This is a genomic window from Halobacillus sp. B23F22_5 (genome assembly GCF_043497085.1).
Classification (GTDB): Bacteria; Bacillota; Bacilli; order Bacillales; family Halobacillaceae; genus Thalassobacillus.
Genome location: NZ_JBIEKI010000002.1, coordinates 193,214 through 218,696, shown reverse-complemented (window position 1 = coordinate 218,696; position 25,483 = coordinate 193,214). Strand labels below are relative to the sequence as shown.

Below are 25,483 nucleotides of genomic sequence, written 5' to 3'. Positions count from 1 at the left end.
CAACGTGTGCTTTACACAAACATCTCCCTATTAAATTGTGGTTTAACCACAACCCCTAACAACAAGATAAGACAGGATATGTAGAAAATAAAAAAGTCCGTTACAGAGGGAGGCCCTCGTAACGGACTTTTTTATCTTTGCTTATATTTCTTCACAATGTTCCTCAAAGATGTTTTGAAGCTTGCCAACTACTTCCATCGGCTCAAAGCCCTCAATGTCATGACGTTCGACCATGGTTACAATCTCTCCATCTTTCATAAACGCGAAAGAAGGAGAAGAAGGCGGGTAACCAACGAAGTGTTGACGGGCACGTTCTGTCGCTTCTTTATCCTGACCGGCAAAAACTGTAACAAGGTTGTCCGGTCGTTTATCATAGTGGATAGAATGTGCAGCGGCAGGACGAGCAACTCCGCCGGCACAGCCGCATACAGAATTGATCATGACCAGGGTGGTGCCTTTTTGCTTCAATGCTTCATCTACTTCTTCTGGAGTAGTAAGTTCCTTATAGCCAGCTTGTGATATCTCATTACGTGCCTGATTGACGACATCGTTCATATAAATATTAAAATCCATGTGTATATCCCCTTTTCAACTAGAATACCTTCTTAAGTTATCTTATCAATTTTCTATTATGCTTTCAATTAAACTGGCACTAAAAGCTGCGTATCAATTTAAAATAATCTGAAAATATGGTTGACACCTGCTTCTTCCCCAACTTATAATACAGGACAATTGCATAGATAACTCTTATCCAGAGTGGCAGAGGGACTAGGCCCGAAGACGCCCGGCAACCTTTCAGATATTCATCTGAAAAAGGTGCTAATTCCTACAGATTTCTTGATCTGGCAGATAAGATGAGGATTCGTTACAAAAATCTCTCTTCTTATTGGAAGAGAGTTTTTTATTTTTCAAAAATACTTCACCTGAGAGGATGGTTACATGACAAAAAGAAGTTTAGAGGAACGTTTGCAGGATGGACCAGTCATTTGCGGAGAAGGCTACCTGTTTGAATTGGAGCGTCGAGGATATTTACAGGCTGGTTCATTCGTGCCAGAAGTGGCTTTAGACAATCCTCAAGCATTAAAACAAACGTATCGGGATTATATGTTAGCGGGATCAGACGTTGTACTGGCCTTTACCTACAATGCCCACCGTGAAAAAATGAGGGTTATCGGAAAAGAAGATCTACTTGAGCCCTTAAACCGCCAAGCTATCCGCCTGGCTAAAGAAGTAGCCAAAGAACATCCCGAAGAGGAAGCACTCGTTGCTGGAAATATATCAAATACAAACCTTTTCAATCCTGATGATCCATCCTCAAAGGAAGAGGTTCGCAGCATGTTCGCTGAAATGATCTGCTGGTGTAAAGAAGAAGGGGTAGACTTTGTAAATGGAGAGACTTTCTATTATTACGAAGAAGCCAAGATAGCTTTAGAGGAGATTCAAAAGCAAGATCTTCCTGCTGTGATCACGTTTGGACTCATGGGTGAAAATGTATTACGAGATGGATATTCTGTTGAAGAAGGCTGCCGTTTATTGAAGGAGCATGGCGCATTAGTAGTAGGAATGAACTGTTTTCGTGGACCAGCAACCATGCAGCCTCATATAGAAAAAATCCGTGAAAATGTCGATGGCTATGTAGGAGCTTTACCAATTCCATACAGAACAACCGAAGAGCACCCCACCTTTTTTAACTTGCCGGACGGCGGCTGTGCTTGTAGTATACCGACGGAGACTACATTTCCAACTTCACTCGACCCGCTTTATTGTAATCGATATGAATTGGCTTCCTGGGCAAAGGAAGCACATGAGACTGGAGTAAATTACTTTGGACTATGTTGCGGGGCATCTCCAAGTATGCTTCGTGAGGTGGCAGAAACAGTTGGAAGAGAAGCTGTTAATTCTACTTACTCTCCTAATATGGAAAAGCACTTTTTATTTGGCTCAGATGAAAACCTGCAATCCCATATCACTTCCTATAAAAATAAAGCATGAAATCCAAAACTCCCGGAACCTACATCGGTTCACGGGAGTGTTTGTTTTTGGCTAGGAAATTATAAAATTTTCTTTTTGTGGATAACTTTCGGTAGTGGGTCTCATCCAGCTCCAGCGCCTACCCCCTCGAGGTCTTAAGTCAATCCTCTCTGTGATTAGAAAAACTTGGCTTATCGCCAATTTTTTATGGCGAAAGCCTTAGTTTTACTTATACTTTAAACCTTTAAAAATTTAATTGGTCTAAAAGTACAAAGAACGTCACGCCGAGGCTTGTCTTAAGCTTGTCGGGGGTGAGCAAGGCGCTTGCGCTTTTGTTCTTAATAAATTGGTGTGTTGTCTTTGTTTACATTTTCCAAAATTTCTTTGACTCGTGCCAGGAAATTGCCAGCAACGAGCCCATCCAGTACACGGTGGTCCAGAGATAAGCATAAGTTTACCATGTCACGGGCTGCAAACATGCCATCTTTGATGACAGGCTTTTTCACAATTGATTCCACTTGGAGAATTGCTGCCTGTGGATGATTAATAACTCCCATCGACTGGACGGAACCGAAGGAACCGGTATTGTTAACGGTGAATGTACCGCCTTCCATATCAGCGGAGGTCAATTTACCGTTTCTCGCCTTCATCGCGAGGTCAGTGATATCCTTCGCAATCCCTTTGATGCTCTTATCATCTGCATCCTTGATGACCGGAACGAATAGTTGATCTTCTTTAGCAACTGCGATATTCAAGTTGATCGCCTTACGCTGAATGATTTTATCACCAGCCCATGTGCTGTTCAATTGCGGGTACTCTTTCAATGCCTGGGCTACCGCTTTGACAAAGAAAGAAAAGAAAGTCAGACTATAGCCTTCTTCAGTTTTGAATTTATCTTTCAGTGAATTTCTGTACTCGACCAAGCCTGTAACATCGACCTCAACCATCATCCAGGCATGAGGAATTTCAGTCTTAGATTTGACCATGTTTTGTGCAATAGCTTTTCTCACACCAGTGACAGGAATCTCTTTATCTCCGGCTTCCGTTTTTATATTAGAAGGTGCAGGCGTTGGTTGTGCTGGAGATGGAGCCGGTTCAGAAGTTTTCGCTGGAGCTTCTTGTACCGTTTCTTGAGGCTCTTTATCTTGCGTGCCTCCAGCAGCAATCACTTTTTCTACATCTTTCCGGGTGATACGGCCACCCTTGCCTGTCCCCTCTACCTGTTCAAGATCGATGTCATTCTCCTGCGCCAACCGCATAACCGCCGGTGAATAACGCTTCTTCATTGTGTTATCTTTATTTTCGTGCTGCTCTTGCTTCTGGCTCTTTATCTTCTGTTCGTCTTTTTCCACAGCTGCCGGTTCTTCCGCTGCAGGTTCATCTTTTGCAGGTTCTTCTGCTACACCAGCCGAACCGCCGCCTTCTACTTCGATATAACACATTAATTCACCCACGGCGATTGTGTCGCCTTCCTGAGCTACTAATTCTTTGATAACGCCCGTAAACGATGAAGGTACTTCTGCGTTTACTTTATCTGTCATCACTTCAGCAATCGGATCGTACTTATTGACTTTATCTCCCACTTGGACCAGCCATGTGCTGATTGTGCCTTCGGTGACACTTTCGCCCAATTGTGGCATGTTTATTTTTTCTACGCCCACAGAGACTCCTCCTTTGGATTAAAATTCAGCAAGCTCTCTCATGGCTTTTTCTACTTTATCCGGATTGATCATAAAATACTTTTCCATTGTCGGTGAATATGGCATCGCTGGAACATCCGGACCTGCCAGACGCTGTACTGGTGCATCAAGTTCAAATAGACAGTTTTCACTGATGATGGCAGACACCTCACTGATGATCCCGCCTTCTTTGTTATCTTCTGATACGAGCAGTACTTTCCCGGTCTTTGATGCGGCTTCGATGATTGCTTCCCGATCTAATGGATAAACAGTGCGCAAGTCGAGGATATGCACATCGATTCCCTCTTCCGCCAACTTATCTGCTGCCTGTAAGGCGAAATGCACAGCTAAACCGTATGTAATCACGGTGATGTCTGAGCCTTCACGCTTTACATCCGCTTTTCCGATCGGCAAGGTATAATCTTCCTCAGGAACTTCTCCTTTAATAAGACGATAAGCTCGTTTATGTTCAAAAAATAGTACCGGATCAGGATCACGAACTGCTGCTTTCAATAGACCTTTGACATCATATGGAGTAGACGGCATAACAATCTTCAATCCTGGCTGATTGGCAAACACAGCTTCAACAGATTGAGAATGATACAATGCGCCATGAACGCCCCCGCCGTATGGTGCCCGGATGGTTATGGGACAGCTCCAGTCATTATTGGAGCGGTAGCGGATTTTTGCAGCTTCGGAAATGATCTGGTTGACAGCTGGCATGATGAAATCTGCAAATTGCATTTCAGCTACAGGTCGCATACCGTACATTGCAGCACCGATACCTACCCCAGCGATTGCTGATTCAGCGAGAGGCGTATCTAAAACACGATCGGCTCCAAATTCATCATATAACCCGTCTGTAGCACGGAATACACCACCGCGTTTTCCGACGTCTTCTCCCAAAACAAAAACTTTTTCATCACGCTGCATTTCTTCACGCAGCGCTTGTGTTACAGCTTGTATATAAGAAATTACTGGCATTGTCATTCCCCTCCTTACTCTTCATATACGTATTTTAAAGCGGATTCCGGATCAGCATATGGAGCATTTTCTGCGTAATCAGTCGCTTCATTAACCAAATCCGTGATCTCCTCATTCATTTTCTTCTCAATATCTTCTGTTAAAATGTCTAAGCTCCGAAGGTAGTTGCCAAATGTAATGATAGAATCTTTTTTACGGGCTTCGTCAACTTCTTCTTTTTCACGGTAAGTACGATCGTCATCATCACTGGAATGTGCAGTTAAACGATAAGAAACTGCTTCAATCAGTGTTGGGCCTTCTCCGTTACGTCCTCGTTCTGCCGCTTGTTTAACAACTTCGAAGACTTCAAGAGGATCATTGCCATCGACAGTATATCCTGGCATCCCATATCCAATTGCTCGATCAGAAACTTTTTCACAAGCAAGCTGCCGTTCGACTGGAATGGATATGGCGTACTTATTGTTTTCTACCATAAAGATGACTGGCAGCTTATGGACACCTGCAAAGTTGGCGCCCTCATGAAAATCACCCTGGTTAGATGAACCTTCTCCAAATGTAACTAAGGAAACAAAGTCTTTTTTCTCCATTTTACCTGCAAGGGCAATTCCCACTGCGTGAGGCACCTGAGTCGTAACTGGAGAAGAACCTGTAACGATTCTGTTTTTCTTTTGCCCAAAGTGGCCAGGCATCTGCCGGCTCCCTGAGTTCGGGTCTTCAGCTTTAGCAAACCCAGAAAGCATCAGTTCTTTGACTGTCATACCAAAAGCAATTACAACACCCATATCCCGATAGTAAGGAAGTACATAATCCTTATCTCGATCCAGCGCAAATGCCGCTCCCACTTGTGCAGCTTCCTGTCCCTGACAGGAAATGACGAATGGAATTTTCCCTGCACGATTCAACAGCCACATTCTTTCATCAACTTTTCTCGCAGTCAGCATGATCCGGTACATCTCTAATACTTGATCATCAGTCAATCCAAGTTTTTCATGGCGATTTTCAGCCATAATAATCCCTCCTTTGCATTATCCGTGAATCTGTTTTCCATCTACAGCCATCGCCGCTTCCCCAATTGCTTCTGATAAAGTCGGATGAGGGTGAATGGATTCGGCAATTTCCCACGGTGTCGCATCGAGCACCTTGGCAAGGCCTGCTTCTGAAATCATATCCGTTACATGCGGTCCTATCATATGAACCCCTAACAAGTCGTCTGTCTGTTTGTCGGCGATTATTTTGACAAATCCGTCCGACTCTCCAAATACCAATGCCTTACCGATCGCTTTGAAAGAGAACTTGCCTTTCTTCACTTCATAACCAGCTTCTTTCGCCTGCTGTTCGGTCAAACCAACACTCGCAATCTCAGGATTGGAATAAATACATGTCGGAATGTCTTCCGCTTTCAATTTGTGCGGCTTATTATCCGCCATATGCTCAACAGCTATCATACCTTCATGGGAAGCTACATGGGCAAGCTGCAATCCTCCTATGACATCACCAATTGCATAGATATGGCTCTCTTTGGTCTGGTAATAATCATTCGTTTCAATGAAGCCATTTTCGACTTTAATGTCTGTATTTTCTAAGCCGATATTCGTTACATTAGCTGCACGACCGACGGAAACCAATAATTTATCCGCTTGATACGTCTCTTGTTTTTCTTTTACTTCCGCCTGGATTTCTACCTTGCCATCTTTTTTCAAGGTTTCTGGAAGCACTTTGGCACCAGTTACTACTTTAATACCTTTCTTTTTCATCAGACGCTGCATTTCCTTAGCTACCTCTTGATCTTCTGTTGGCAGGATTTGAGGAAGGTATTCAATGACTGTTACTTCGACCCCAAAGTCCGCAAGCATAGAAGCCCATTCGATACCAATGACCCCGCCACCGACGATAATGATTGATTGAGGCAGTTCTTTCATTTCTAATGCTTCATCCGAGGTCATGATGTATTCTCCATCAACCTCCAGACCTGGGAGTGTTTTTGGTTTGGACCCAGTGGCAATCAAAACATTTTTAGGGATAAGCATCTCATTTTCTTCCCCATTGTTCATCTCCACAGAAATGGTGCCTGGCATAGGAGAAAAAATCGAAGGACCCAGTATCCGGCCAAAACCTTCAAAGATATCGATTTTCCCTTTTTTCATCAAGCCTTCTACACCTTTATGTAAGGTATCAACAATTGACTGCTTACGTTCCTGGACACGATCGAAGTTAATTGTCGGCTGCTCCGCAGTGATTCCGTACTCATCAGCTTCTTTTGTTTGCCGATATACTTCAGCGCTTCTTAATAGCGCTTTAGAAGGGATACACCCTTTGTGAAGACAAGTACCGCCCATCTTCCCTTTCTCAACAACCGCTACATTCATACCCAGCTGAGAGGCTCGTATAGCCGCTACATATCCTCCAGTACCTCCGCCAAGCACTACTAAATCATAATCATGAGCCATGCAAGACTCTCCTTTCTATTCTGTGAAATTAGGATACTGTTTTGGCAGCTCTTCCTGGTGAAGGACACGCAATGCTCCTTCATTGAGAGCCTCCAGCTCATTTTCGCCTGGATAGACCAGAATATCAGCAATCCATTTCACACGCTCTGAAATTTGTTTAACGAACTCTTTCCCGTACGCCAGACCCCCGGTCAAGACGATAGCATCTACTTTACCTTCTAAAACCGCGCTCATTGAGCCTATTTCTTTAGCGATTTGATAAGCCATTGCGTCATAGATAAGCGCCGCTTTCCTATCGCCTTGTTCAATGCGATTTTCTATTTCTACAGCATCATTGCTCTCCAGATAAGCCATCAGGCCACCTTTTCCGACCAGCTTCTTCATGATTTCATCGCGGTAATACTGCCCGGAAAAACATAAGGATACAAGGTCACCCGCAGGTACTGTTCCTGCACGTTCAGGCGAAAAAGGTCCATCCCCGTGAAGACCGTTGTTCACATCTACCACTCGGCCATTTTTATGAGCGCCTACCGTAATCCCACCGCCCATATGGGTAACGATCAGCCTGGAAGCTTTATAAGATTGTTTAAGATCTTTTGCGGCCCTTCTTGCCACAGCCTTTTGATTTAATGCGTGGAAGATGCTTTTTCTTGGTATTTCCGGAACACCAGAAACACGTGCTATCTCCTGCAATTCATCCACCACGACCGGATCTACAATAAACGCTGGGATGTTCAATCCCTGGGCAATTTCATTGGCGATGATTCCGCCTAAGTTAGAAGCATGTTCTCCGTTATAACCTGCTTTCAAATCCTCGAGCATCGCATCATTGACTTCGTAGGTGCCCCCTTCGATCGGACGCAGCAGCCCGCCACGTCCACAAACGGCACTAAGTTTACTAATATTGATTCCTTCTTCATCCAGCTCATTCAATATGACGTGCTTACGAAACTCAAACTGATCGATGATTCGTGAATAACCCGCTACTTCTTCGGAAGTATGGCGGATCGTTTTTTCAAAAATACAATCTTCCTCATCAAAGACACCGATCTTCGTAGATGTCGAACCTGGATTGATTACTAGAATTCTGTGAGTTTGCTGCACTGACTTAAACCTCCGTTCAACCGTTGCTGTTTATCTTCTGCTAAGAATGTTTTGGCCATTTTGTAAAAACTGGCTGCGAGAATGACGCATACGCTGAATACGTTCCTCAGCCATTCTGTCAGCAGCTGCATAAGTAGGAATATTATCGCGCCTGGAAATTTCAAACACTTTTGTGACATTATCGTAAATTGTTTCTACCCGTTTCATAGCGCGCTCTTTATTATATCCGTTCAATTCATCAGCTACATTGATTACTCCCCCGGCGTTAATGACATAGTCCGGTGTATAGACAATCCCTTTTTCGTGAAGGATATCGCCATGAGTTGTATCTTTCAGCTGGTTATTAGCTGCTCCGGCAATAACTTTCGCCTTTAATTGGGGAATGGTTTCATCATTGATCGTAGCACCAAGTGCACATGGTGCATAAATATCACAATCCACACCATAAATTTCTTCCGTGTCCACTGCTTTAGCTCCGAAATCATTTACTGCCCGCTGGACTGCATCTTTATTGATATCTGTGACAATCAAATTAGCTCCTTCTTCATGCAGGTGACGACACAAGTTATAAGCCACATTACCAACACCCTGAACAGCAACTGTTTTTCCTTCCAGTGAATCGGAACCGAAGCCTTCTTTAGCAGCTGCTTTCATCCCACGATAAACGCCGTAAGCAGTTACAGGAGAAGGGTTTCCGGAAGAACCGAATGCAGGGGAAATGCCCGTCACATAGTCCGTCTCCTCATGAATTAAATCCATATCCTGAACCGTGGTTCCCACATCTTCCGCCGTAATATAACGCCCGTTTAACCCCTGTATATAACGACCGAATGCGCGGAAAAGCTCTTCATTTTTATCTTTTTTTGGATCTCCGATGATAACAGTTTTTCCACCGCCAAGATTCAAGCCGGCAGCCGCATTTTTGTAGGTCATTCCTTTAGCCAGACGCAATGCATCCTCGATAGCTTCATCTTCCGTTTCATACGTCCACATTCTTGTTCCGCCAAGGGCTGGCCCTAACGTTGTATCATGGATAGCGATGATTGCCTTTAAACCTGAAGTTTCATCCTGGCAAAAGACTAATTGCTCATAATCGTATTCCTTCATATAAGTGAAAATTTTCATCTTGTATTCCTCCTATTGTTTGTCAGATGATAATAAAGCCAGAGCGAGTGAATATATTTTACTCTCCGCTGAATCAGCGCGAGAGGTGAGAACGATCGGTGCAGCAGCCCCGCTGATGATACCGGCGACCTTCGCTTCTGCAAAGTACATGAATGACTTATACAAAGCATTAGCTACTTCGATTGCTGGAACGACCAGTATATCTGCTTCTCCTGCTACAGGTGAGTCGATTCCTTTTTGTTCTGCAGCGGTCTTACTGACAGCGTTATCAAAGGCAAGCGGACCATCCACCTGGCAATGCTTGAGCTGGCCTCTCCTATTCATCTGTGTAAGCATGGCAGCATCCATTGTAGCGGGCATCGCAGGATTGACTACTTCGACTGCAGCTAATACTGCAACTTTTGGCAGCTCTACACCTAAACTCCTCGCCACAGAGACTGTATTTTCGATAATCTCTGCTTTTTCTTCAAGAGAGGGTGCTATATTCATGGCAGCATCCGTTAAAAATATAAGCCGCTCCTGATTGGGAATTTCGAATAAAGCCGTGTGGGATAAGACATTTCCGGTTCGCAAACCGTATTCTTTATGCAGTACTGCTTTTAAAATCTCTTTGGTAGAAAGAGCCCCTTTCATAACCACATGAGCTTCACCAGACTTTACAGCTTTGACAGCATACAAAGCTGCTTCATGTTTTTCTGTAGATTTTATTTCAATGAAGGGATGGTTAAGATCCAAGCCTGCTTCATTTGAAATACGTTCTATTTCTTTTGGCTCTCCAAACAGCAGAAAACGGCAAAGGTTACGTTGAATAGCGTTTTTGACTGCTTTCAATACCTCCGGATCTGCCGCTTGAGCTACGGAAACCGTTCTAAGTTCCGACTTATCCAGTTTTTCTATTAATGCTTCTAGTGTGCGCAAAGTCTCACCTCTTCACTATTCTACATGCAAATACCATGCCAACTTATTCAGCCCGTGTAAACGCTTTTTTGCAAAGAATGCAAACCTGCAAGAATTGACATATATGCAAATTATTGCATGCTATTTTTGTCTAATTTATATTTATCCAATTTATAATAAAGATTACGAATAGATATATCCAACGCCTTTGCCGTCTGTGTTTTATTGTAATTATGCGCTTGATAAGCCTCGGCAAGCAATTTCCGTTCATAAGTATCGACTGCTACCTGGAGCGTTTCACCTAACCAGGCCTGGCCATGTTCATTCGTTTTATCTTTTTGGGGTACTACATGCTTCAAAGGAGGAATATGGTCAAGCAGAATCACTTCTTCAAAGTTTTCCATGTAAATCATCGCTCTCCCGATAATATTTTCCAGTTCTCTTACATTTCCAGGCCAGTGATAATTTTTCAGTTTTTCTAATGCAGCCTCTTCAACCCGCTTTACATTACGCCCGTAATTTTCGTTCAGCTTTTGGATAAGATGGTCGATCAACAAAGGGATATCTTCCATCCTTTCCCTTAATGGCGGAATATAAATGGGAAGACGGTTGAGCCGGTAATAAAGGTCCTCACGAAAACTTTTGTTCATGATCGCCTTCTCTAAATTGACATGGGTAGCAGCAATAATTCTGACATCGACCGGCACCGGTTTCGTTCCGCCGACACGGACAATCTCTTTTTCCTGAAGCACACGAAGAAGCTTGGCTTGCATTTGCAATGTAAGTTCTCCAATTTCATCCAGGAAAATACTGCCATTATTCGCTTCTTCAAACAGACCTTTTTTACCACCTCGCTTGGCCCCTGAAAAAGCTCCCTCTTCATAACCGAACAACTCACTTTCCAGTAAGGATTCAGCAATAGCAGCACAGTTGACCCGGATGAACTTATTATGCCGTCTTCCGCTCTCATTATGGATAGCATGCGCAAAAAGTTCTTTTCCTGTCCCCGATTCCCCTCTTAACAATACGGTTGCGGGAGTTTTTGCTCCTACTTTTGCTTGCTCCAACGCTAGTGTCATTTCTTGCGAGGTACCGATAATATCATCAAATGTGTATTTTGCCTCCAATTTCCTGATGATCTGCCTCGCCCGTTTCAATTCGCTTGTCAGCGACTTGATCTCTGTTACATCATGAAGGACACCGACACTACCTTTCAATTTACCATCAACAATGACAGGGGCGACATTGACAATGACGTCCTTTTTAGCGGGCCCGACTTTCATTCTGACACCGCGCACAGGCCTTCTTGTCTGCAACACTTTCATGTGCATACTTTCACCCTCATAAATATCTACTGTGGCTGGTTTGCCCACGATGTCTTTTTCAGTCAGGCCTGTAATTCTCGTGTAGGCCGGGTTGATCATTAGACCATTCCCATTCTCATCCACCACAGAAATCGCTTCATCAGAAGATTGGATAATCGCTTCGAGCATCGTTTTGACTTCTTTCAAATCAGTTATCTCTTCCGCTAAATTGACCACTTCGGTAATATCTTTGAAAACAGCGAACGCACCCATAACATCTCCATCAGAGTTGATGATGGGAATCCGTGTGGTGATCACTTTTTTGCCATTTTCCAGAATCAGTTTCTGGTTGACCTCCTTCCGGCGTGTTTTCATTATTTGCGGCAGTCTTGTCGAGGTGATGATTTGATTGACTTTTCGGTTTAACGCTTCTTTCTTATCCATCCCTAAAATTTTCGCTGCACTTTTGTTCATGAATGTAACTTTTTCCTGCTCATCAATGACAATCATTCCATCATGGATACTGTTCAGAATTAACTCCTGATTAATTGTTTGCGTTTTCAATTCATTCAATAACGTCTCTTTTTCTTCCAAAAGTTCAGAGGTGATATAAGCCACCGAACCTGGAATGACCACGGTTTTCCCGCTCCGAGCCGAGAGAATAGCTTCGAAAGTTTTCTCATCGCCTGTCGCTTCAATAACAATATCGATCTCTTTATGTATCCATTTTTTCCAATCCGAACCTGTTGAGATTCCAAAATCAGCAGCCAAACTTAACCCTTCTGCTTGTTCGTTAATATCAACAATGGCTACAATTTCCATTCGGTTGGTTGCTTTTAATAATTTTAATAATGCCGTACCGCCTTTACCGGCACCTACAATCAGTACTCGTTTCACTGTACCACTTCCTGCAATTTTTTGCGTATCTTTATCATAATTCAACCTGCATATATTAGCAAGTTTTAATAAGTTTTCATTAAACGGCTTGTTTGCTATACTTAATAATCATTGACAAAAATTGCGCAGCTGACTATAGTATCTCAGTTTTTTTATAAAATTTTTATATAAAGGGAGTTCGAGGGCAATGCGATTGATAGCCTTACTTATCCTGGTTATTCCCGGAATCATTGCAACATTAGGAATTAAACTGATACGTGATACGTTATTTGGAATATCACACCCAATTTTCTTTCACATTTCAATACAATTTATTTTTGGTGTCCTGTTTATATTGGGAGGTATTGCGTTTATCGGAGGATTTATCCGCCACCGGGATAAAAAGCGAAAACAGACAAATGGAAGATTCTAAAGAAGAGCCGAAGGTGCTCTTTTTTTGTTGAAAAGATATTCAAAAGCTTATCAGAGCATTGCTGCGTATTGGTTTGCTATACTAAGATTACCAACATTCGTAAGTGAGGAGTTTTGTAATGGAAAGCTATCAGAAGATGTTCAAAGAACAGTATCCATTTAACTTATTGACAGCTGAAGAATTTAACGACATCTTCGGGAATGCCACCATCAATGAATATAATAAAAATGAATTCATTATCCATGAAGATCAGCAGGAAGATTCTGTAGAAGTACAATTTCTTTTATCGGGACTTGCTAAAAATATCATGCATCGCTCTAATGGACAACAATTATCTGTCAACTTTTTCTATCCTGGCGACCTGGTAGGGGTCATGATGATGCTAACCAGTGGGGAGATGAAATTTTCTGTTCAGGCATTAGAAGCAACCAAAACATTGTGCTTTGATAAAGCAAAATTTTTTGAGGTCATGTCCAATAATACTCACTTTTCAAAAGTCGTCGTCAATGAAATAAGCAATATGATGAAATCACTTTATATTGAAATAAAATATAAAAGTTCTACGACAGACGAAAATGATGAAAAAGAGTTATTTAAAAAACGAGCGGATGCTTTTATGGAGCCACCTACGTTCATTCACCCTGAAAAATCTGTAGAACAGGCGGCAAGGATAATCCAGGAAGAGAAGGTTGAAGCATTGATTGTCAGTGAAGATCGTCAAACCATGATCGGGATGCTGGGATATTCAGAAATATTAAAAGCCTATTTTGAAAATGGACATAAGAAGCCTGTGAAAGACTATGTCACCGAAGAGTCTTTTGCAATTGCTTCCCAATCATTCATCTATGATGCCTTAAGTTATTTAAAGCACCACCCAACAGAATTGATTCCTGTACTACATCGCGATACCATCGCAGGGGTACTTAGACAATCTTCTTTCTTTACGATTCAGAACTCTGTTTACTTCGATCTTACTTATCGCATATCTAATGCAACCAATATAGATGAACTGAAAAGTCTGTCCCCTTCTCATAATAAACGTTTTCAACAATTTGTCGGCAGTTTGGTCGGAGAGAATATGTATGCTTATGACATAACCGAATTAATATCTAACTATAATGAGCGGATTCATAAGCAAATCATACAAATCGCGGAAGAAGAAATGGTCAAGGAAGGCTATGGAGCACCACCGATCAACTATTGTTTTATTGTCATGGGAAGTTTAGGAAGAAAAGAACAGGCTTTCAGCACCGATCAGGATAATGGTTTGATTCTGTCTGATTATAAACACCTGCCTGCCGCAAAAAAAATTGATGAATATTTCAAGTTGTTCGGAGAAAAAATCAACCACATGCTTGCAGATTGTGGATTCCCTTTATGTACAGGGGGGATCATGGCAAAAGAGGAAAAGTGGCGTAAATCAAAAGAAGAATGGTATGAAAACGTCAAAAATTGGATTGAAAAAATGGATGGAGAAGAAATAAGAGATTTTACGATTTTCGTTGATTTCCGCCCAATCTTCGGCGATTATTCCCTCGCTTACGAACTTAGGGAATTTGTTGTAAAACGAATCCAGCGTTCCTTAAACCTCCACCAACTGCTGATGAAAGATACATTGCGATTCAGAGTTCCCATTCAACCGTTTGGGCGGATCACAGGAGTTGGTAAAAAGCGTGGATTGAATTTAAAAAAATCAGCCATCATGCAGATTGTGAACGCCATCCGGATTTATTCAATCAAGTATGGTATTGACGATGTCAATACCATCAAAAGATTGACGGCTCTCACAGAACAGGAGCGCTTTCATCCAAGAGATGCCGAAAATGCCAAGCTCGCATTACACCGCTTACTCACATTCCGGCTGCAGGAAAATTTAAGGCAGCTGGATGAAGATTTACCTTTATCGAATGAGTTGAATTTAGCCCGTTTAAAGAAAGACGAAAAAAGAATTTTACGTGATGCATTGATTATTGCTAAACGTCTCCAGCAGGTCTTGGAATTAAGCTATAACAGGAATCGGGTGGTCTGATGCTTCCTATCGACTTACAAATCCTTAAGTATTTATTTTTTGAGAAACCGATATACGCCTATAAAATCAGACCTCATTTGAAACTGGAGGCCTATCACCAACTTTACGAAATGGTGGAGAGTTATCAATATGACCGTGATCTGCTGCATCAGCCGCTGGAAGAAGCAACCTACACTATCTTTGATTTAGAAACAACTGGTTTCCTGCCAGAAATAGGTCACGAAATCATTTCAATCGGAGCTATCCAGATGGAAGGGCTTCAAGCATGTAATATCAAAAAGTTCCACCAGATCATACGGCCTATTCGACCCGTTCACCGCTATACGTTGGAGTTAACAGGTTTGACACGCTCCCAATTGCAAAGTGGATGTTCGTTTATTGATGGTTTTGAAAGATTCTTATCTTTCAGTAAGGATTCGATCCTGGTGGCTCATCCTGCTAAGTTCGATATGCGATTCCTTCAGGCTATGTTAAAACGTTGGAAACTCCCACAGTTCGATCCACCGGTAATTGATTCCCAGTTGCTTGCACAATGGCTCTTGCCTGATATCCGTCATCAGCTGGATCCTTTATTAAGATACTTTGATATCGAACAAATGGAAAGACACCACGCTTTGAACGATGCGATTATGACAGCAGAATTATTCGAACAGCTCTTAAAAGGTGCTGTCGAAACTGGAATAAGCGATTATTCTGCTTTAAAAGAACGTTTATCGAACATATCCAAATCAAACAAGAACTCTTCCTTATTGTTAAGTCGCTAAAATAATGAGGCTGTCCCAAAAGTCTTCAAAATGACTAACTGGGACAGCCTCTTTTTTTACTCGGAAAAGAATATTTTTTGCAGTGAAATAGCCTGAGGGGGCGCCTTTTCCTACTTATTCAAAAAACTCACGATACAAGTATTGGACGACTCGTTCCATCCCCTCGGCATCCACCCCGAACATCATCGACACCTCTGAAGAACCCTGGTTAATCATTTCAATATTGACGTCGGCTTCACGAAAAGCACGGGTAGCCTGGCTGGCAAGACCGATCGTACTGTTCATTCCTTCCCCTACAAGCATGACCATCGCCATATTCCGTTCGATGTTCACCATGTCCACATCCAATTCTTCTTGGATACGCGCTAATATTCGCTCCTCTTTTTCCTCCTGCAGCTCTTCTTCCCGTAAAATTACAGACATATCGTCTATACCAGAAGGAGCATGTTCGAATGAGATGCTTTCATCTTCCAGAATTTGCAGCAAACGGCGACCAAAACCGATCTCACGGTTCATCAAGTACTTACTGACATATAAGGTCAAGAAACCTTTATCACTGGCAATTCCAGTCACTTTACCGTAGCCAGCTTCATTTTCAGCGACAATCATCGTGCCAGGTGCCTGAGGGTTATTCGTATTCTTAATACAGACGGGAATCTTCGCCTTAAACGCCGGTATTAGTGCTTCATCATGGAAAACGGAAAAGCCGGCATAAGATAATTCACGCATTTCTTTATACGTTAAAGAGGTTATTTGTTTAGGATTAGATACAATATTCGGGTTTACACAATAAACCGAATCGACATCGGTAAAGTTTTCGTATAAGTCAGCTTTTACTCCGGCTGCCACGATCGATCCTGTGATATCGGATCCGCCACGAGGAAAAGTGACCAGTCTACCTTCTTTGCTATATCCAAAAAAGCCAGGAACTACCAGGATTCCTTCCCGATCGTGCAGTTTATACAACTGCTCTAAACTCTCATCAAGCACTTGCGCCTGTCCAGGTTCATCACTGACAATGATTCCGGCTTCTTTTGGATTGACATAAGCAGCTTTTACATCTTTTGATTGTAAATACGCACTGAGAATCTGCGCAGAACCATCTTCCCCACAAGATTTTAGTGCGTCCAGTGTCCATTCTGCGGACTCATGTGAGTCAATAATATATTGGATGTTTTTTTGAATCGTTTCAGTCAAATCTTCCGGCAGCTCCAATTCCTGGATGATTTCACGGAAACGATCCATAACGGCTGATAAAGCTGTGTCATAATCTTCATTGCCGATCACTTTTCCGGCAAGCTCAATCAATAAATCGGTCATTTTGACATCATCACTGAACCTTTTCCCAGGCGCTGAAACTACGACTACTTTTCGCTCCGGATCATCCAGGACAATATCCGCAACTTTTCTTAATTGGTTTGCATTTGCTACAGAACTTCCTCCGAACTTTACTACTTTCATGATTACATCTCCCTGCTACTATGTTAAAGTGTTTAATAATTTAAAATTGTAACATAGTTGTTTGCTCTTCTCCATTATTTGGAGAAAGAATTCTGATTTTTCTTGAGTTCGGATTTCAATATTATCCGAATTCCATACTCCGTAAGTTCCAAATGTCTCACAAGAGTAATGCACGATCCTACTATACCTTACGAAACCAAAATAAAAAGCTTCTCTTCTCTCTACACATCAAGTGAGAGAAAAGAGAAGCTATTTTTTATTATTTATAGTCGTTAACTTGCTTTATGTTCCAAACGCAGGCGGTCGGCTACCATAGCAATAAACTCGGAGTTAGTTGGCTTTGCCTTTGTATTGGAAATGGTATAACCAAACAAAGAAGAAATCGATTCGACATTACCACGATTCCAGGCTACCTCGATCGCATGACGGATAGCACGTTCAACGCGAGATGCGGTTGTCTGATATTTTTTAGCGATATCCGGATACAATACTTTGGTAATAGACCCCAATAATTCAATGTCATTGTACACCATCGAAATAGCTTCACGTAAATACATGTATCCTTTAATATGTGCTGGCACGCCGATTTCATGGATAATATGAGTAATACTGGTGTTAAGGTCAGGTTTCTGCCCAGACTTGGCACTTGTACCAATAGCTTTGCTGATCGGATCATTGGAACCATGGATTTGACGAATCTGATCGGTAAGGGAATCAAGGTCGAACGGCTTCAGCATGAAGTAGGATGCACCTAAATCGACTGCTTTTTTCGTTACCTCTTCTTGTCCAAAAGCTGTAAGCATGATAACGCTTGGTTTTTTCTTAAGCTCCAACTGCTTCATTTGACTTAGTACAGCAAGGCCATCCATATGTGGCATAATGATATCTAACACGAGTACATCCGGTGTGGTCTCTTTTAACATTTCCAGGCATTCTTTCCCATTATAGGATGTCCCTACAACTTCTACATCTTTAGTGTCTTCAAAATACTCTTCCAACAACTTGATCAACTCACGATTATCGTCTGCCAAACCAATTTTAATTTTTTCCACTTTATTTGATTCCTCCTTGTATTTTCCGCCTGTGTTTCCAAGTAATGTATTCGACAATCGTGCAGATAATCCTTTTAATTTAGTGAGAAAAATTTAATTATTTTTAAAATGCTTCTATTTACTTTGATTTTCTATTGTTTTCGATTATATTCTACAATTAATGCAAGGCGAATTTTCTGTTTGTCGAAAAATCTTTATATGAAATATATTAACATAAATTTTCCATAAAAGGAATTAAGTTTTTAAATTACAAAGCTTTGTTAAATCTTTTTGTTGATTTTTCATATGAGGCTTATTCAACAATAGGGCCGAAAAGTCGAAAACTTTATTTCGAGATGCTTATCTGAATAACGGTCCGGTGGGGAACGGCTCCCTTTCCGCGGGCATGCGTTGAGCCTCCTCAGACTTCGTCTTCCGGGGTCTCACCCGACATTTTCATCCCGCAGGAGTCTCGCCGTTCCCCACCGAACCTTGCTATAGGAAGTTCTCGAAATCATACTTGTGTAAACCGCCCTATGATAATTTTGAAAGAAGACCTTTGCACCCTTTATAAATGGCTCAAGATAAAGATTTCACACACGAAGGGTCCGTTTATTACAAAACGAGCTGGATGGGAAGGGAAACGGCGAGACTCCCGCGGGAGAAGGGGCTAGGCGAGATCCCGCAGGGCTTTAGCCCGAGGAAGCTTGCCAGGTCCCCCGCAGGAAAGCGAGTTGTTTCCCGAACCATCCCATTCCGCTTATGGAAACGGACCTTACTATCTCGAAACTGAGTCTTCATGTGAAGGGAGCTTAACTGTAAAATCAACACGAAGACAATAAAAAAAAGCCGTAAATGATACGGCTTCAACTTGCTTGCTGTTTATAGATGTCAATACCTGCTTCTTGAAGCATCCATTCAATATGGACACCATAACCTGAGGTAGGATCGTTTACAAAAACGTGGGTAACTGCTCCGATGACTTTGCCATCTTGAATAATCGGACTGCCGCTCATCCCTTGCACGATGCCACCTGTTTCCTTCAATAATTCTGGATCGGTGATTTTTACTACCATTCCCTTTGTGGCAGGATGCTTTTGCGGGACGGTACTAACTACCTCTACATCGAACTCCTGTACTTTTTCACCTTCAACTACGGTTAAAATTTTTGCAGGGCCTTCTTTTACTTCATGTGATAACGCAATCGGCATCGGTTTATCACTTACACCATTGGTAATTCCATTGTCCAACTTCCCAAATATACCGAAAGGGCTGTTTTTGGTGATTTCACCAATTCGGTTACGGTCAGCAGAGAATTCGGCTTTCTTTTCTCCCGGAACTCCTTCACTTCCTTTTTGAATGGAAGTAACATTGGACCTGACGATGGTACCTTCATGAATCTCAATCGGCTTTTGGGTATCCATATCAGAAATCACATGACCTAGAGCTCCATATTTTTTTGAATTAGGGTCATAAAAGGTCATTGTCCCGATACCTGCAGCTGAATCACGGATATAAAGACCGATACGGAACTTTTGGTCTTTTACATCGTAAGTCGGAGTAAGATTTGTATCAAACGTTTCTTTTCCCCGCTTGACCGTTACTTTAAGATCTTTTTCTTTTTCTCCAGCTGCTTTCACAATCGGTGCCATTTCTGACATTTTTTCTAATTCTTTGCCATTTACCTTAAGAAGTATATCGCCAACTTCAATCCCGGCCTTTTCTCCTGGAGATACCTGATTTGACTCTGTCTTCACCTGATGATGTCCCACCACTAATACACCCTTAGTGTGGAGTTTGACACCAATCGATTGACCTCCAGGTATGACTTTATAGTCACTAAGATAATCCACGTTGATTTTTTTCAACGGCAGGCCAGCAACGTTATAGAAGAACTCATCTGTTGAGGAGTTTTCTTTACTGGATTGAAGGGCATGTATCGAAGAACCTTCTGCTTCATTTATATCTTTAATAGCTGGCACACTGGTTATGCCTTGTTCTTGAAAGGTGGTCCATTCTGTCGGAATGGATAAATACTTTTGTACAGGGCTTAGAAACGGTATTACAATCATGGTGAGCAAAAGGATTAAACCTGCTGCATATCTCATCTGTTGCTTAAATTTCAAATGTTCCAACTCCTCGCCTCTAACCCACACCATCTCAATCGAATGGTTTACTTTTAATGTGGTCTAAGCAGGCGCTTTTTAAACACAGCTCGAGTCAGAAAATAGAGGGAACAATTCCTGAAACATTTCTAATGTAAAAGGATGGATAAAAAGGGCTTTTAACGTAAAAATTAATAATAAAATCACGCTATTTTTCAGCGCGATTTTATGTGCTCGTTGGACTTATGTTTGATTGCCAGTTCCAGTAATTCTTTGGCATGTTCTCTTGTCGTATCTGTCAATTCTGCACCTGTAATCATCCTGCTGATTTCATCAATTTTGTCTTTTTGTGTCAATTCCGTCAAGGAAGTGGATGTACGATCCCCGCTAACATGCTTTTCAATCTGCAAATGGGTATCAGCCATGGAAGCAACCTGGGGTAAATGAGATATACAGAGGACTTGAGAGGACTCTGAAATTCCATATATTTTTTCAGCGATAGCTTGTGCAACACGTCCGCTGACTCCAGTATCCACTTCGTCAAAAATGACGCTGGTTACTCCCTGATGCTTTGAAAAAATCTTTTTTAGGGCTAGCATTACGCGGGATAGTTCTCCGCCTGAGGCAACTTTATGAATTTCTTTTAAAGGTTCTCCAGGGTTCGTGGTTATCAAAAATTTGACCAAGTCGAACCCGCTGGACATCAATTTGACATTCCTGCCTTCAAATACCGGGTCATCCTCCTGCCCGCTTTTGGTTTGGATATCAACCGCGAAAGATGCTTTTTCCAGGTATAAACCTTTCAATTCCTGTTGAATAGCATTTGCGAGATCCTCGGAAGCCTTCACTCTGATATCCTGGATTTGCTTTGCTTCCAAAGCGGCATCTTGTCCGATTTCTTTGATATCGCTCTCAAGCTTGGCTAGATGTGAATCTTTATTTTTAATTTCTTCGATTTCCTCTTCAATTTTTGAACTGTACTCCAGAATTTCTTCAACACTTTGCCCATATTTTTTCTTAAGTCGATTGATTTCATTCAATCTGCTCTCAATTTCATTCAACCGGTCTGGATCAAATTCCAACTGTTCAAGCTGGGAGCTAAGTTGAAATGTCATTTCTTCCATCAGGTAATAATGATTGGACATTTCTTCTGACATTTTCTTAATCTGTTCATCATAATCCTTTGCTCCTTCTAACGCAGTCAGCGCATGGGAGACCCAATCCAAACCTTTTTGTTCTCCATAAAGAGCCTGATAAGCATCCTGGATGCCAGAATATATTTTTTCATAATTGACTAAGCGATTTCGTTCTTCCGTCAATACAGTATCTTCATTAGGCTCCAGCTCTGCTGCCTGCAGTTCATTCCATTGAAACTCTAATAAATCAAGTCGCTGAGCCATTTCCTGTTCATTGTCATTCAATTCCCTAAATCTTACCCGTAAAGATTGGTACTTATCATATAACTTTAGGTATTCTTCTTTTGCCTGTGTTATTTCCTTATCTGCATATAAATCCAATAACTCAATATGCCGTTCTACATCCATTAAGGATTGTGTTTCATGCTGACTATGGATATCTATAAGCGTTTTACCGAATTCCCGGAGAATAGCGAGTGTGACGAGTTTTCCGTTTACACGGCAGATACTCTTTCCTTGAGAAGTTATCGTTCGATGAAGCACGATCATACCGTCTTCTTCGATATCAACCCCGAATTCCTCTCCTTTATCATAAACAGGATGGTATCCCTCTACGGAAAACAATCCTTCTATCTCAGCTTTCTTGCTGCCATACCGGACAAACTCTACAGAACCGCGTCCACCAGCGAGTAATTGGATGGCATCAATAATGATGGATTTTCCTGCACCAGTTTCTCCGGTCAATACAGTCAATCCATCTTTAAAGTTGACAGAAATTTGATCAATGATAGCAAAATCGCGAATAGAAAGTTCCATTAACATCGTTGAGCCACCTCGACTTCCCCATTTCTTAGACATTCCTTTCGTCCAGGATGTCGTGTTCCGCTTTACAGCATTTCCAATAATTGATTCGATATCATCTGCGTCTGTTCCTCGCTCCGGCAAATAATCAAGCAAGTATCATCACCGCAAATAGTCCCCATTATTTCTTCCCAGTCTAAATTGTCAATCAATGCACCAACTGCATTAGCATTGCCGGGTAATGTTTTTAAAATGATGAAATGCCCGGCACGGTCGATACTCACAAATGCATCCATCATAAGTCGATGAAGCTTTTCCAATGGATTAAAGCGTTGGTCGGCTGGAAGACTATATTTATATCTTCCATCAATCATCGGTACTTTTACCAAATGCAATTCCTTTATGTCCCTAGACACTGTGGCCTGGGTAACATTATAGCCAAGGCTTTTCAAACGGTCGACAAGTTCATCCTGTGTTTCAATATCATTATTGGTAATCAATTCACGAATCTTAATGTGGCGCTGACCTTTATTCACAGAAATATTCCTCCAATCTAAAACAATGCCTTTCGCATAAAAAGAGGGCTACACATCAAGGCAGCCCTCTTCTTTTCTACGCATGCTTCCGATGTATTTGATGTGCTTCTTTCACAATATCACTTATTTCGACATCGGAGATACGATCACCTTCTTTATTGGGTTTCCAGCGGAAATGTGCTAAAAATTCAATATTTCCGTCTCCCCCGGTAATAGGTGAAAACGATATATTCGCAACCGAATATTTTTGCTCCTGAGCAAAGTCAATGATTCCTTTTACGACTTCTTCATGGATTTTCGGATCGCGGACGATCCCCTTTTTACCTACTTGCTCTCTACCCGCTTCGAATTGCGGCTTGATCAATGCGACGATGTCACTTTCTTCCTGTAACAGCTGTGACAACACAGGTAAAATCAACCGCAGTGATATGAAGGAGACGTCAATCGAAGCAAAATCAGGGGCTCCATGAATTAAATCATCAGTGGTAACATAACGAAAGTTTGTCCGTTCCATCACAATTACACGAGGATCATTTCTTAATTTCCAATCCAGCTGATTATAGCCTACATCTATAGCATAACTACTTTTTACCCCATTTTGTAATGCACAATCTGTAAATCCGCCGGTGGACGACCCGACATCAATCATAATTCTATCCTTCAGGTTCAGGTCAAATTCTTTTATCGCTTTTTCAAGCTTCAGACCACCGCGACTTACATAGGGTATCAGCTTCCCTTTTACATGGATGGAGATATCTTCATCCACCTTCATACCGGGTTTATCCAGACGGGCACTTTCCGAATAAACAAGACCTGCCATTATGGTCCTTTTAGCTTTTTCTCTTGTTTCTATTATACCTCTTTCGACCAGTAATATATCCAGTCTTACTTTCTTTGCCATATCTTCAAGCCCTTTTTTGTTTACTTGGTATTAGTTCTTTCAGGTTCGCAACGACAGCTTCTTTTGTCAAATCGATTTCTTTCAACAATTCGGGTACTTTACCGTGTTCAATATAACGATCCGGGATACCCATACGCTTGATAGATTGATTTCTATATAGGTTCTCTTCAGCAAACTCAAGAATACTCGAGCCGAAGCCACCTTTCAATACAGCTTCTTCAATAGTCAGAATCGGCAGTTTTTCCTGCATGATGTCATGAAGCATTTTATCGTCTAAAGGCTTTAGGAACCTGGCATTAACCACTCTAATTGAGATTCCCTGCTTCTTTAGTTCTTGACTTGCTTCCAAAGCCATGTCAATCGTAGTACCAAAGGTCAATACCACTGCGTCAGAACCTTCCTGCAACGTTTCCCAGCTGCCTATTTCTAATTGTTTAGGTTCAGGGTCGACCTCTATCCCTTTTGCATTACCACGAGGATAGCGAATAGCCATTGGCCCGTCATCATACTTCATCGCGGTATGCACCATATGCTGTGCTTCATTTTCATCTTTAGGCATCATCAGGGTTATATTCGGCAAGTTTCTTAAAAACGCTATATCAAATACACCCTGGTGCGTTTCTCCGTCAGCTCCTACCAATCCTGCCCGATCAATGCCGAAAACGACATTCAGGTTTTGGCGGCACACATCATGAACGACCTGGTCATATGCGCGCTGCAAGAATGTAGAATAAATCGCAAGAAATGGCTTCATCTCCTGGGTAGCTAATCCAGCAGCTACTGTGGTAGCGTGCTGTTCGGCTATACCAACATCATATAACCGGTCTGGGAATTCTTCCCCGAACTTCTCTAATTTTGAGCCTAAAATCATGGCTGGAGTAATAGCAACAATTCGTTTGTCTTCACGTGCTTCCCGACGCAACGCCTCGGTTATCACTGAACTCCAGGCCGGTGGAGCTGTATCAGGCTTGATTTTTTCACCAGAATCGATTTTATAAGGTCCTACCCCATGCCATTTATCTGTTTTATCCGTTTCAGCAGGATGATATCCTTTGCCTTTTTGAGTCATCACATGAACGATGACTGGCCCTTCTGTCTTCTTCGCATAATTAAGGTTTTCCAATAAATCTTGAAAATCATGTCCATCTACAGGCCCGTAGTAAGTAAAACCTAGTTCTTCAAAAAACATTCCAGGAACGACAAAATATTTCATGCTATCTTTAAGACGCTCGGCAGCTTGCGCCAGCCTGCCGCCGACTGCAGGAATTTTTTTCAACAACCATTCCAGGTCATCTTTAGCTCGATTATATTTTCCTGCGCTCCTCATCCGTCCCAATGCATTATGAAGTGCACCGACATTTTTAGCAATCGACATTTCATTGTCATTAAGTATAACCGTAATATTTTTCTTTTCATGGCCAATATGGTTGAGTGCTTCTAAGGCCATACCGCCAGTTAATGCTCCATCACCAATCACCGGAAGGATAGAATGATCTTCACCTTTTACATCACGTGCGATAGCCATCCCCATCGCTGCCGATAGTGACGTCGAACTATGACCAGTTTCCCATAAATCATGCTCGCTTTCACAACGTTTAGGAAATCCACACAGTCCTTTATACTGTCTTAACGTCCCAAACTGGCCCGCTCGACCTGTCAATATTTTATGGATATAGGATTGGTGACCCACATCGAAAATAAATCGGTCTTTCGGGCTTTGGAATACTTTATGAAGAGCAAGGGTCAACTCCACGACCCCAAGATTGGCTCCAAGATGACCGCCTGTTTTTGAAAGGTTTTCAATTAGGAATGTTCTTATTGTTGAGGCTAGCTGTTTCAAGTCTTCGTCTGAAAGATCCCTGACAAACGAAGGATCTTGAATTTTTTTTAGATCCATAA

The 25,483-nt window shown here is 42.0% G+C and carries 20 protein-coding genes and 1 riboswitch; of the genes, 4 read left to right on the top strand and 16 right to left on the bottom strand.

All coding sequences use genetic code 11. The features are described from left to right. Window positions 1-141: 141 nt before the first annotated feature. Window positions 142-579, bottom strand: coding sequence for a BrxA/BrxB family bacilliredoxin (locus ACGTN9_RS04440; protein ID WP_499591289.1), 438 nt, complete (start codon window positions 577-579; stop codon window positions 142-144). A 165-nt stretch (window positions 580-744) separates the two neighbouring features. Then, window positions 745-856: riboswitch (SAM riboswitch) on the top strand. A gap of 83 nt (window positions 857-939) precedes the next feature. Between ACGTN9_RS04440 and ACGTN9_RS04435 the strand changes: the two genes are divergently transcribed. After that, the gene (locus tag ACGTN9_RS04435) at window positions 940-1,992 is read left to right on the top strand and encodes a homocysteine S-methyltransferase family protein (protein WP_499590922.1); all 1,053 of its coding nucleotides are present in this window, start codon (window positions 940-942) and stop codon (window positions 1,990-1,992) included. 317 nt (window positions 1,993-2,309) lie between these two features. On the opposite strand, the gene ACGTN9_RS04430 is transcribed toward ACGTN9_RS04435, so the two are convergent. The 8 genes from ACGTN9_RS04430 to ACGTN9_RS04395 all read right to left on the bottom strand — a co-directional run bounded on the left by ACGTN9_RS04430 (window position 2,310) and on the right by ACGTN9_RS04395 (window position 12,408). Continuing rightward, window positions 2,310-3,632, bottom strand: a complete 1,323-nt coding sequence (locus ACGTN9_RS04430) for a dihydrolipoamide acetyltransferase family protein (RefSeq protein ID WP_499590920.1) — start codon at window positions 3,630-3,632, stop codon at window positions 2,310-2,312. An 18-nt stretch (window positions 3,633-3,650) separates the two neighbouring features. Beyond that, on the bottom strand, window positions 3,651-4,634 hold the full coding sequence (locus ACGTN9_RS04425; protein WP_499590918.1) for an alpha-ketoacid dehydrogenase subunit beta: 984 nt from the start codon (window positions 4,632-4,634) through the stop codon (window positions 3,651-3,653). 14 nt (window positions 4,635-4,648) lie between these two features. Further along, on the bottom strand, window positions 4,649-5,641 hold the full coding sequence (locus ACGTN9_RS04420; RefSeq protein ID WP_499590916.1) for a thiamine pyrophosphate-dependent dehydrogenase E1 component subunit alpha: 993 nt from the start codon (window positions 5,639-5,641) through the stop codon (window positions 4,649-4,651). An 18-nt stretch (window positions 5,642-5,659) separates the two neighbouring features. Further along, entirely contained in the window at window positions 5,660-7,081 is a 1,422-nt protein-coding gene (gene lpdA / locus ACGTN9_RS04415) for a dihydrolipoyl dehydrogenase (RefSeq protein WP_499590914.1), read from the bottom strand. 15 nt (window positions 7,082-7,096) lie between these two features. Then, complete coding sequence (gene buk / locus ACGTN9_RS04410; RefSeq protein ID WP_499590912.1) at window positions 7,097-8,185, bottom strand: butyrate kinase; 1,089 nt, start codon at window positions 8,183-8,185, stop codon at window positions 7,097-7,099. A gap of 30 nt (window positions 8,186-8,215) precedes the next feature. Further along, window positions 8,216-9,310 carry a branched-chain amino acid dehydrogenase gene (bcd, locus tag ACGTN9_RS04405; protein WP_499590910.1) on the bottom strand — a complete coding sequence of 365 codons (1,095 nt, stop codon included), beginning with the start codon at window positions 9,308-9,310 and terminating at the stop codon, window positions 8,216-8,218. Window positions 9,311-9,322: 12 nt separating this feature from the next. After that, on the bottom strand, window positions 9,323-10,228 hold the full coding sequence (gene yqiS, locus ACGTN9_RS04400) for a phosphate butyryltransferase (RefSeq protein WP_499590908.1): 906 nt from the start codon (window positions 10,226-10,228) through the stop codon (window positions 9,323-9,325). A gap of 110 nt (window positions 10,229-10,338) precedes the next feature. Further along, window positions 10,339-12,408, bottom strand: a complete 2,070-nt coding sequence (locus tag ACGTN9_RS04395; protein ID WP_499591287.1) for a sigma-54 interaction domain-containing protein — start codon at window positions 12,406-12,408, stop codon at window positions 10,339-10,341. Window positions 12,409-12,595: 187 nt separating this feature from the next. Here ACGTN9_RS04395 and ACGTN9_RS04390 point away from each other — a divergent pair, with 187 nt between their 5' ends. The 3 genes from ACGTN9_RS04390 to ACGTN9_RS04380 all read left to right on the top strand — a co-directional run bounded on the left by ACGTN9_RS04390 (window position 12,596) and on the right by ACGTN9_RS04380 (window position 15,613). Continuing rightward, window positions 12,596-12,820: a DUF2627 domain-containing protein gene (locus ACGTN9_RS04390; RefSeq protein ID WP_499590906.1), complete on the top strand. Its 225-nt coding sequence runs from the start codon at window positions 12,596-12,598 to the stop codon at window positions 12,818-12,820. 118 nt (window positions 12,821-12,938) lie between these two features. Continuing rightward, window positions 12,939-14,849 carry a DUF294 nucleotidyltransferase-like domain-containing protein gene (locus tag ACGTN9_RS04385; protein ID WP_499590904.1) on the top strand — a complete coding sequence of 637 codons (1,911 nt, stop codon included), beginning with the start codon at window positions 12,939-12,941 and terminating at the stop codon, window positions 14,847-14,849. A gap of 110 nt (window positions 14,850-14,959) precedes the next feature. Beyond that, on the top strand, window positions 14,960-15,613 hold the full coding sequence (locus ACGTN9_RS04380; RefSeq protein WP_499590902.1) for a 3'-5' exonuclease: 654 nt from the start codon (window positions 14,960-14,962) through the stop codon (window positions 15,611-15,613). Between the two features lie 114 nt (window positions 15,614-15,727). On the opposite strand, the gene ACGTN9_RS04375 is transcribed toward ACGTN9_RS04380, so the two are convergent. The 7 genes from ACGTN9_RS04375 to dxs form a co-directional block, all read right to left on the bottom strand. Further along, window positions 15,728-17,074 carry an aspartate kinase gene (locus ACGTN9_RS04375; protein ID WP_499590900.1) on the bottom strand — a complete coding sequence of 449 codons (1,347 nt, stop codon included), beginning with the start codon at window positions 17,072-17,074 and terminating at the stop codon, window positions 15,728-15,730. A gap of 272 nt (window positions 17,075-17,346) precedes the next feature. Further along, window positions 17,347-18,126 (bottom strand): sporulation transcription factor Spo0A, encoded by a 780-nt coding sequence (spo0A, locus tag ACGTN9_RS04370; protein WP_499590898.1) that lies wholly within the window; start codon window positions 18,124-18,126, stop codon window positions 17,347-17,349. Window positions 18,127-18,971: 845 nt separating this feature from the next. Then, window positions 18,972-20,213 carry a SpoIVB peptidase gene (spoIVB, locus tag ACGTN9_RS04365; protein ID WP_499591285.1) on the bottom strand — a complete coding sequence of 414 codons (1,242 nt, stop codon included), beginning with the start codon at window positions 20,211-20,213 and terminating at the stop codon, window positions 18,972-18,974. 212 nt (window positions 20,214-20,425) lie between these two features. Further along, on the bottom strand, window positions 20,426-22,168 hold the full coding sequence (gene recN / locus ACGTN9_RS04360; RefSeq protein WP_499591283.1) for a DNA repair protein RecN: 1,743 nt from the start codon (window positions 22,166-22,168) through the stop codon (window positions 20,426-20,428). Window positions 22,169-22,233: 65 nt separating this feature from the next. Continuing rightward, window positions 22,234-22,683 carry a transcriptional regulator AhrC/ArgR gene (gene ahrC / locus ACGTN9_RS04355; protein ID WP_499590896.1) on the bottom strand — a complete coding sequence of 150 codons (450 nt, stop codon included), beginning with the start codon at window positions 22,681-22,683 and terminating at the stop codon, window positions 22,234-22,236. Between the two features lie 76 nt (window positions 22,684-22,759). Beyond that, entirely contained in the window at window positions 22,760-23,584 is an 825-nt protein-coding gene (locus ACGTN9_RS04350) for a TlyA family RNA methyltransferase (RefSeq protein ID WP_499590894.1), read from the bottom strand. Window positions 23,585-23,588: 4 nt separating this feature from the next. Beyond that, window positions 23,589-25,481: a 1-deoxy-D-xylulose-5-phosphate synthase gene (gene dxs / locus ACGTN9_RS04345; protein ID WP_499590892.1), complete on the bottom strand. Its 1,893-nt coding sequence runs from the start codon at window positions 25,479-25,481 to the stop codon at window positions 23,589-23,591. Window positions 25,482-25,483 lie beyond the last annotated feature (2 nt).

Bases quoted from the DNA above. Each gene is read 5' to 3' on its own strand.
- ACGTN9_RS04380 (WP_499590902.1), top strand. From the start codon at position 14,960: ATGGTGGAGAGTTATCAATATGACCGTGATCTGCTGCATCAGCCGCTG.
- ACGTN9_RS04420 (WP_499590916.1), bottom strand. From the start codon at position 5,641: ATGGCTGAAAATCGCCATGAAAAACTTGGATTGACTGATGATCAAGTA.
- ACGTN9_RS04375 (WP_499590900.1), bottom strand. From the start codon at position 17,074: ATGAAAGTAGTAAAGTTCGGAGGAAGTTCTGTAGCAAATGCAAACCAA.
- ACGTN9_RS04425 (WP_499590918.1), bottom strand. From the start codon at position 4,634: ATGCCAGTAATTTCTTATATACAAGCTGTAACACAAGCGCTGCGTGAA.
- spoIVB (WP_499591285.1), bottom strand. From the start codon at position 20,213: ATGAGATATGCAGCAGGTTTAATCCTTTTGCTCACCATGATTGTAATA.
- bcd (WP_499590910.1), bottom strand. From the start codon at position 9,310: ATGAAAATTTTCACTTATATGAAGGAATACGATTATGAGCAATTAGTC.
- dxs (WP_499590892.1), bottom strand. From the start codon at position 25,481: ATGGATCTAAAAAAAATTCAAGATCCTTCGTTTGTCAGGGATCTTTCA.
- lpdA (WP_499590914.1), bottom strand. From the start codon at position 7,081: ATGGCTCATGATTATGATTTAGTAGTGCTTGGCGGAGGTACTGGAGGA.
- ACGTN9_RS04385 (WP_499590904.1), top strand. From the start codon at position 12,939: ATGGAAAGCTATCAGAAGATGTTCAAAGAACAGTATCCATTTAACTTA.
- ACGTN9_RS04390 (WP_499590906.1), top strand. From the start codon at position 12,596: ATGCGATTGATAGCCTTACTTATCCTGGTTATTCCCGGAATCATTGCA.
- ACGTN9_RS04350 (WP_499590894.1), bottom strand. From the start codon at position 23,584: ATGGCAAAGAAAGTAAGACTGGATATATTACTGGTCGAAAGAGGTATA.
- ACGTN9_RS04435 (WP_499590922.1), top strand. From the start codon at position 940: ATGACAAAAAGAAGTTTAGAGGAACGTTTGCAGGATGGACCAGTCATT.
- recN (WP_499591283.1), bottom strand. From the start codon at position 22,168: ATGTTAATGGAACTTTCTATTCGCGATTTTGCTATCATTGATCAAATT.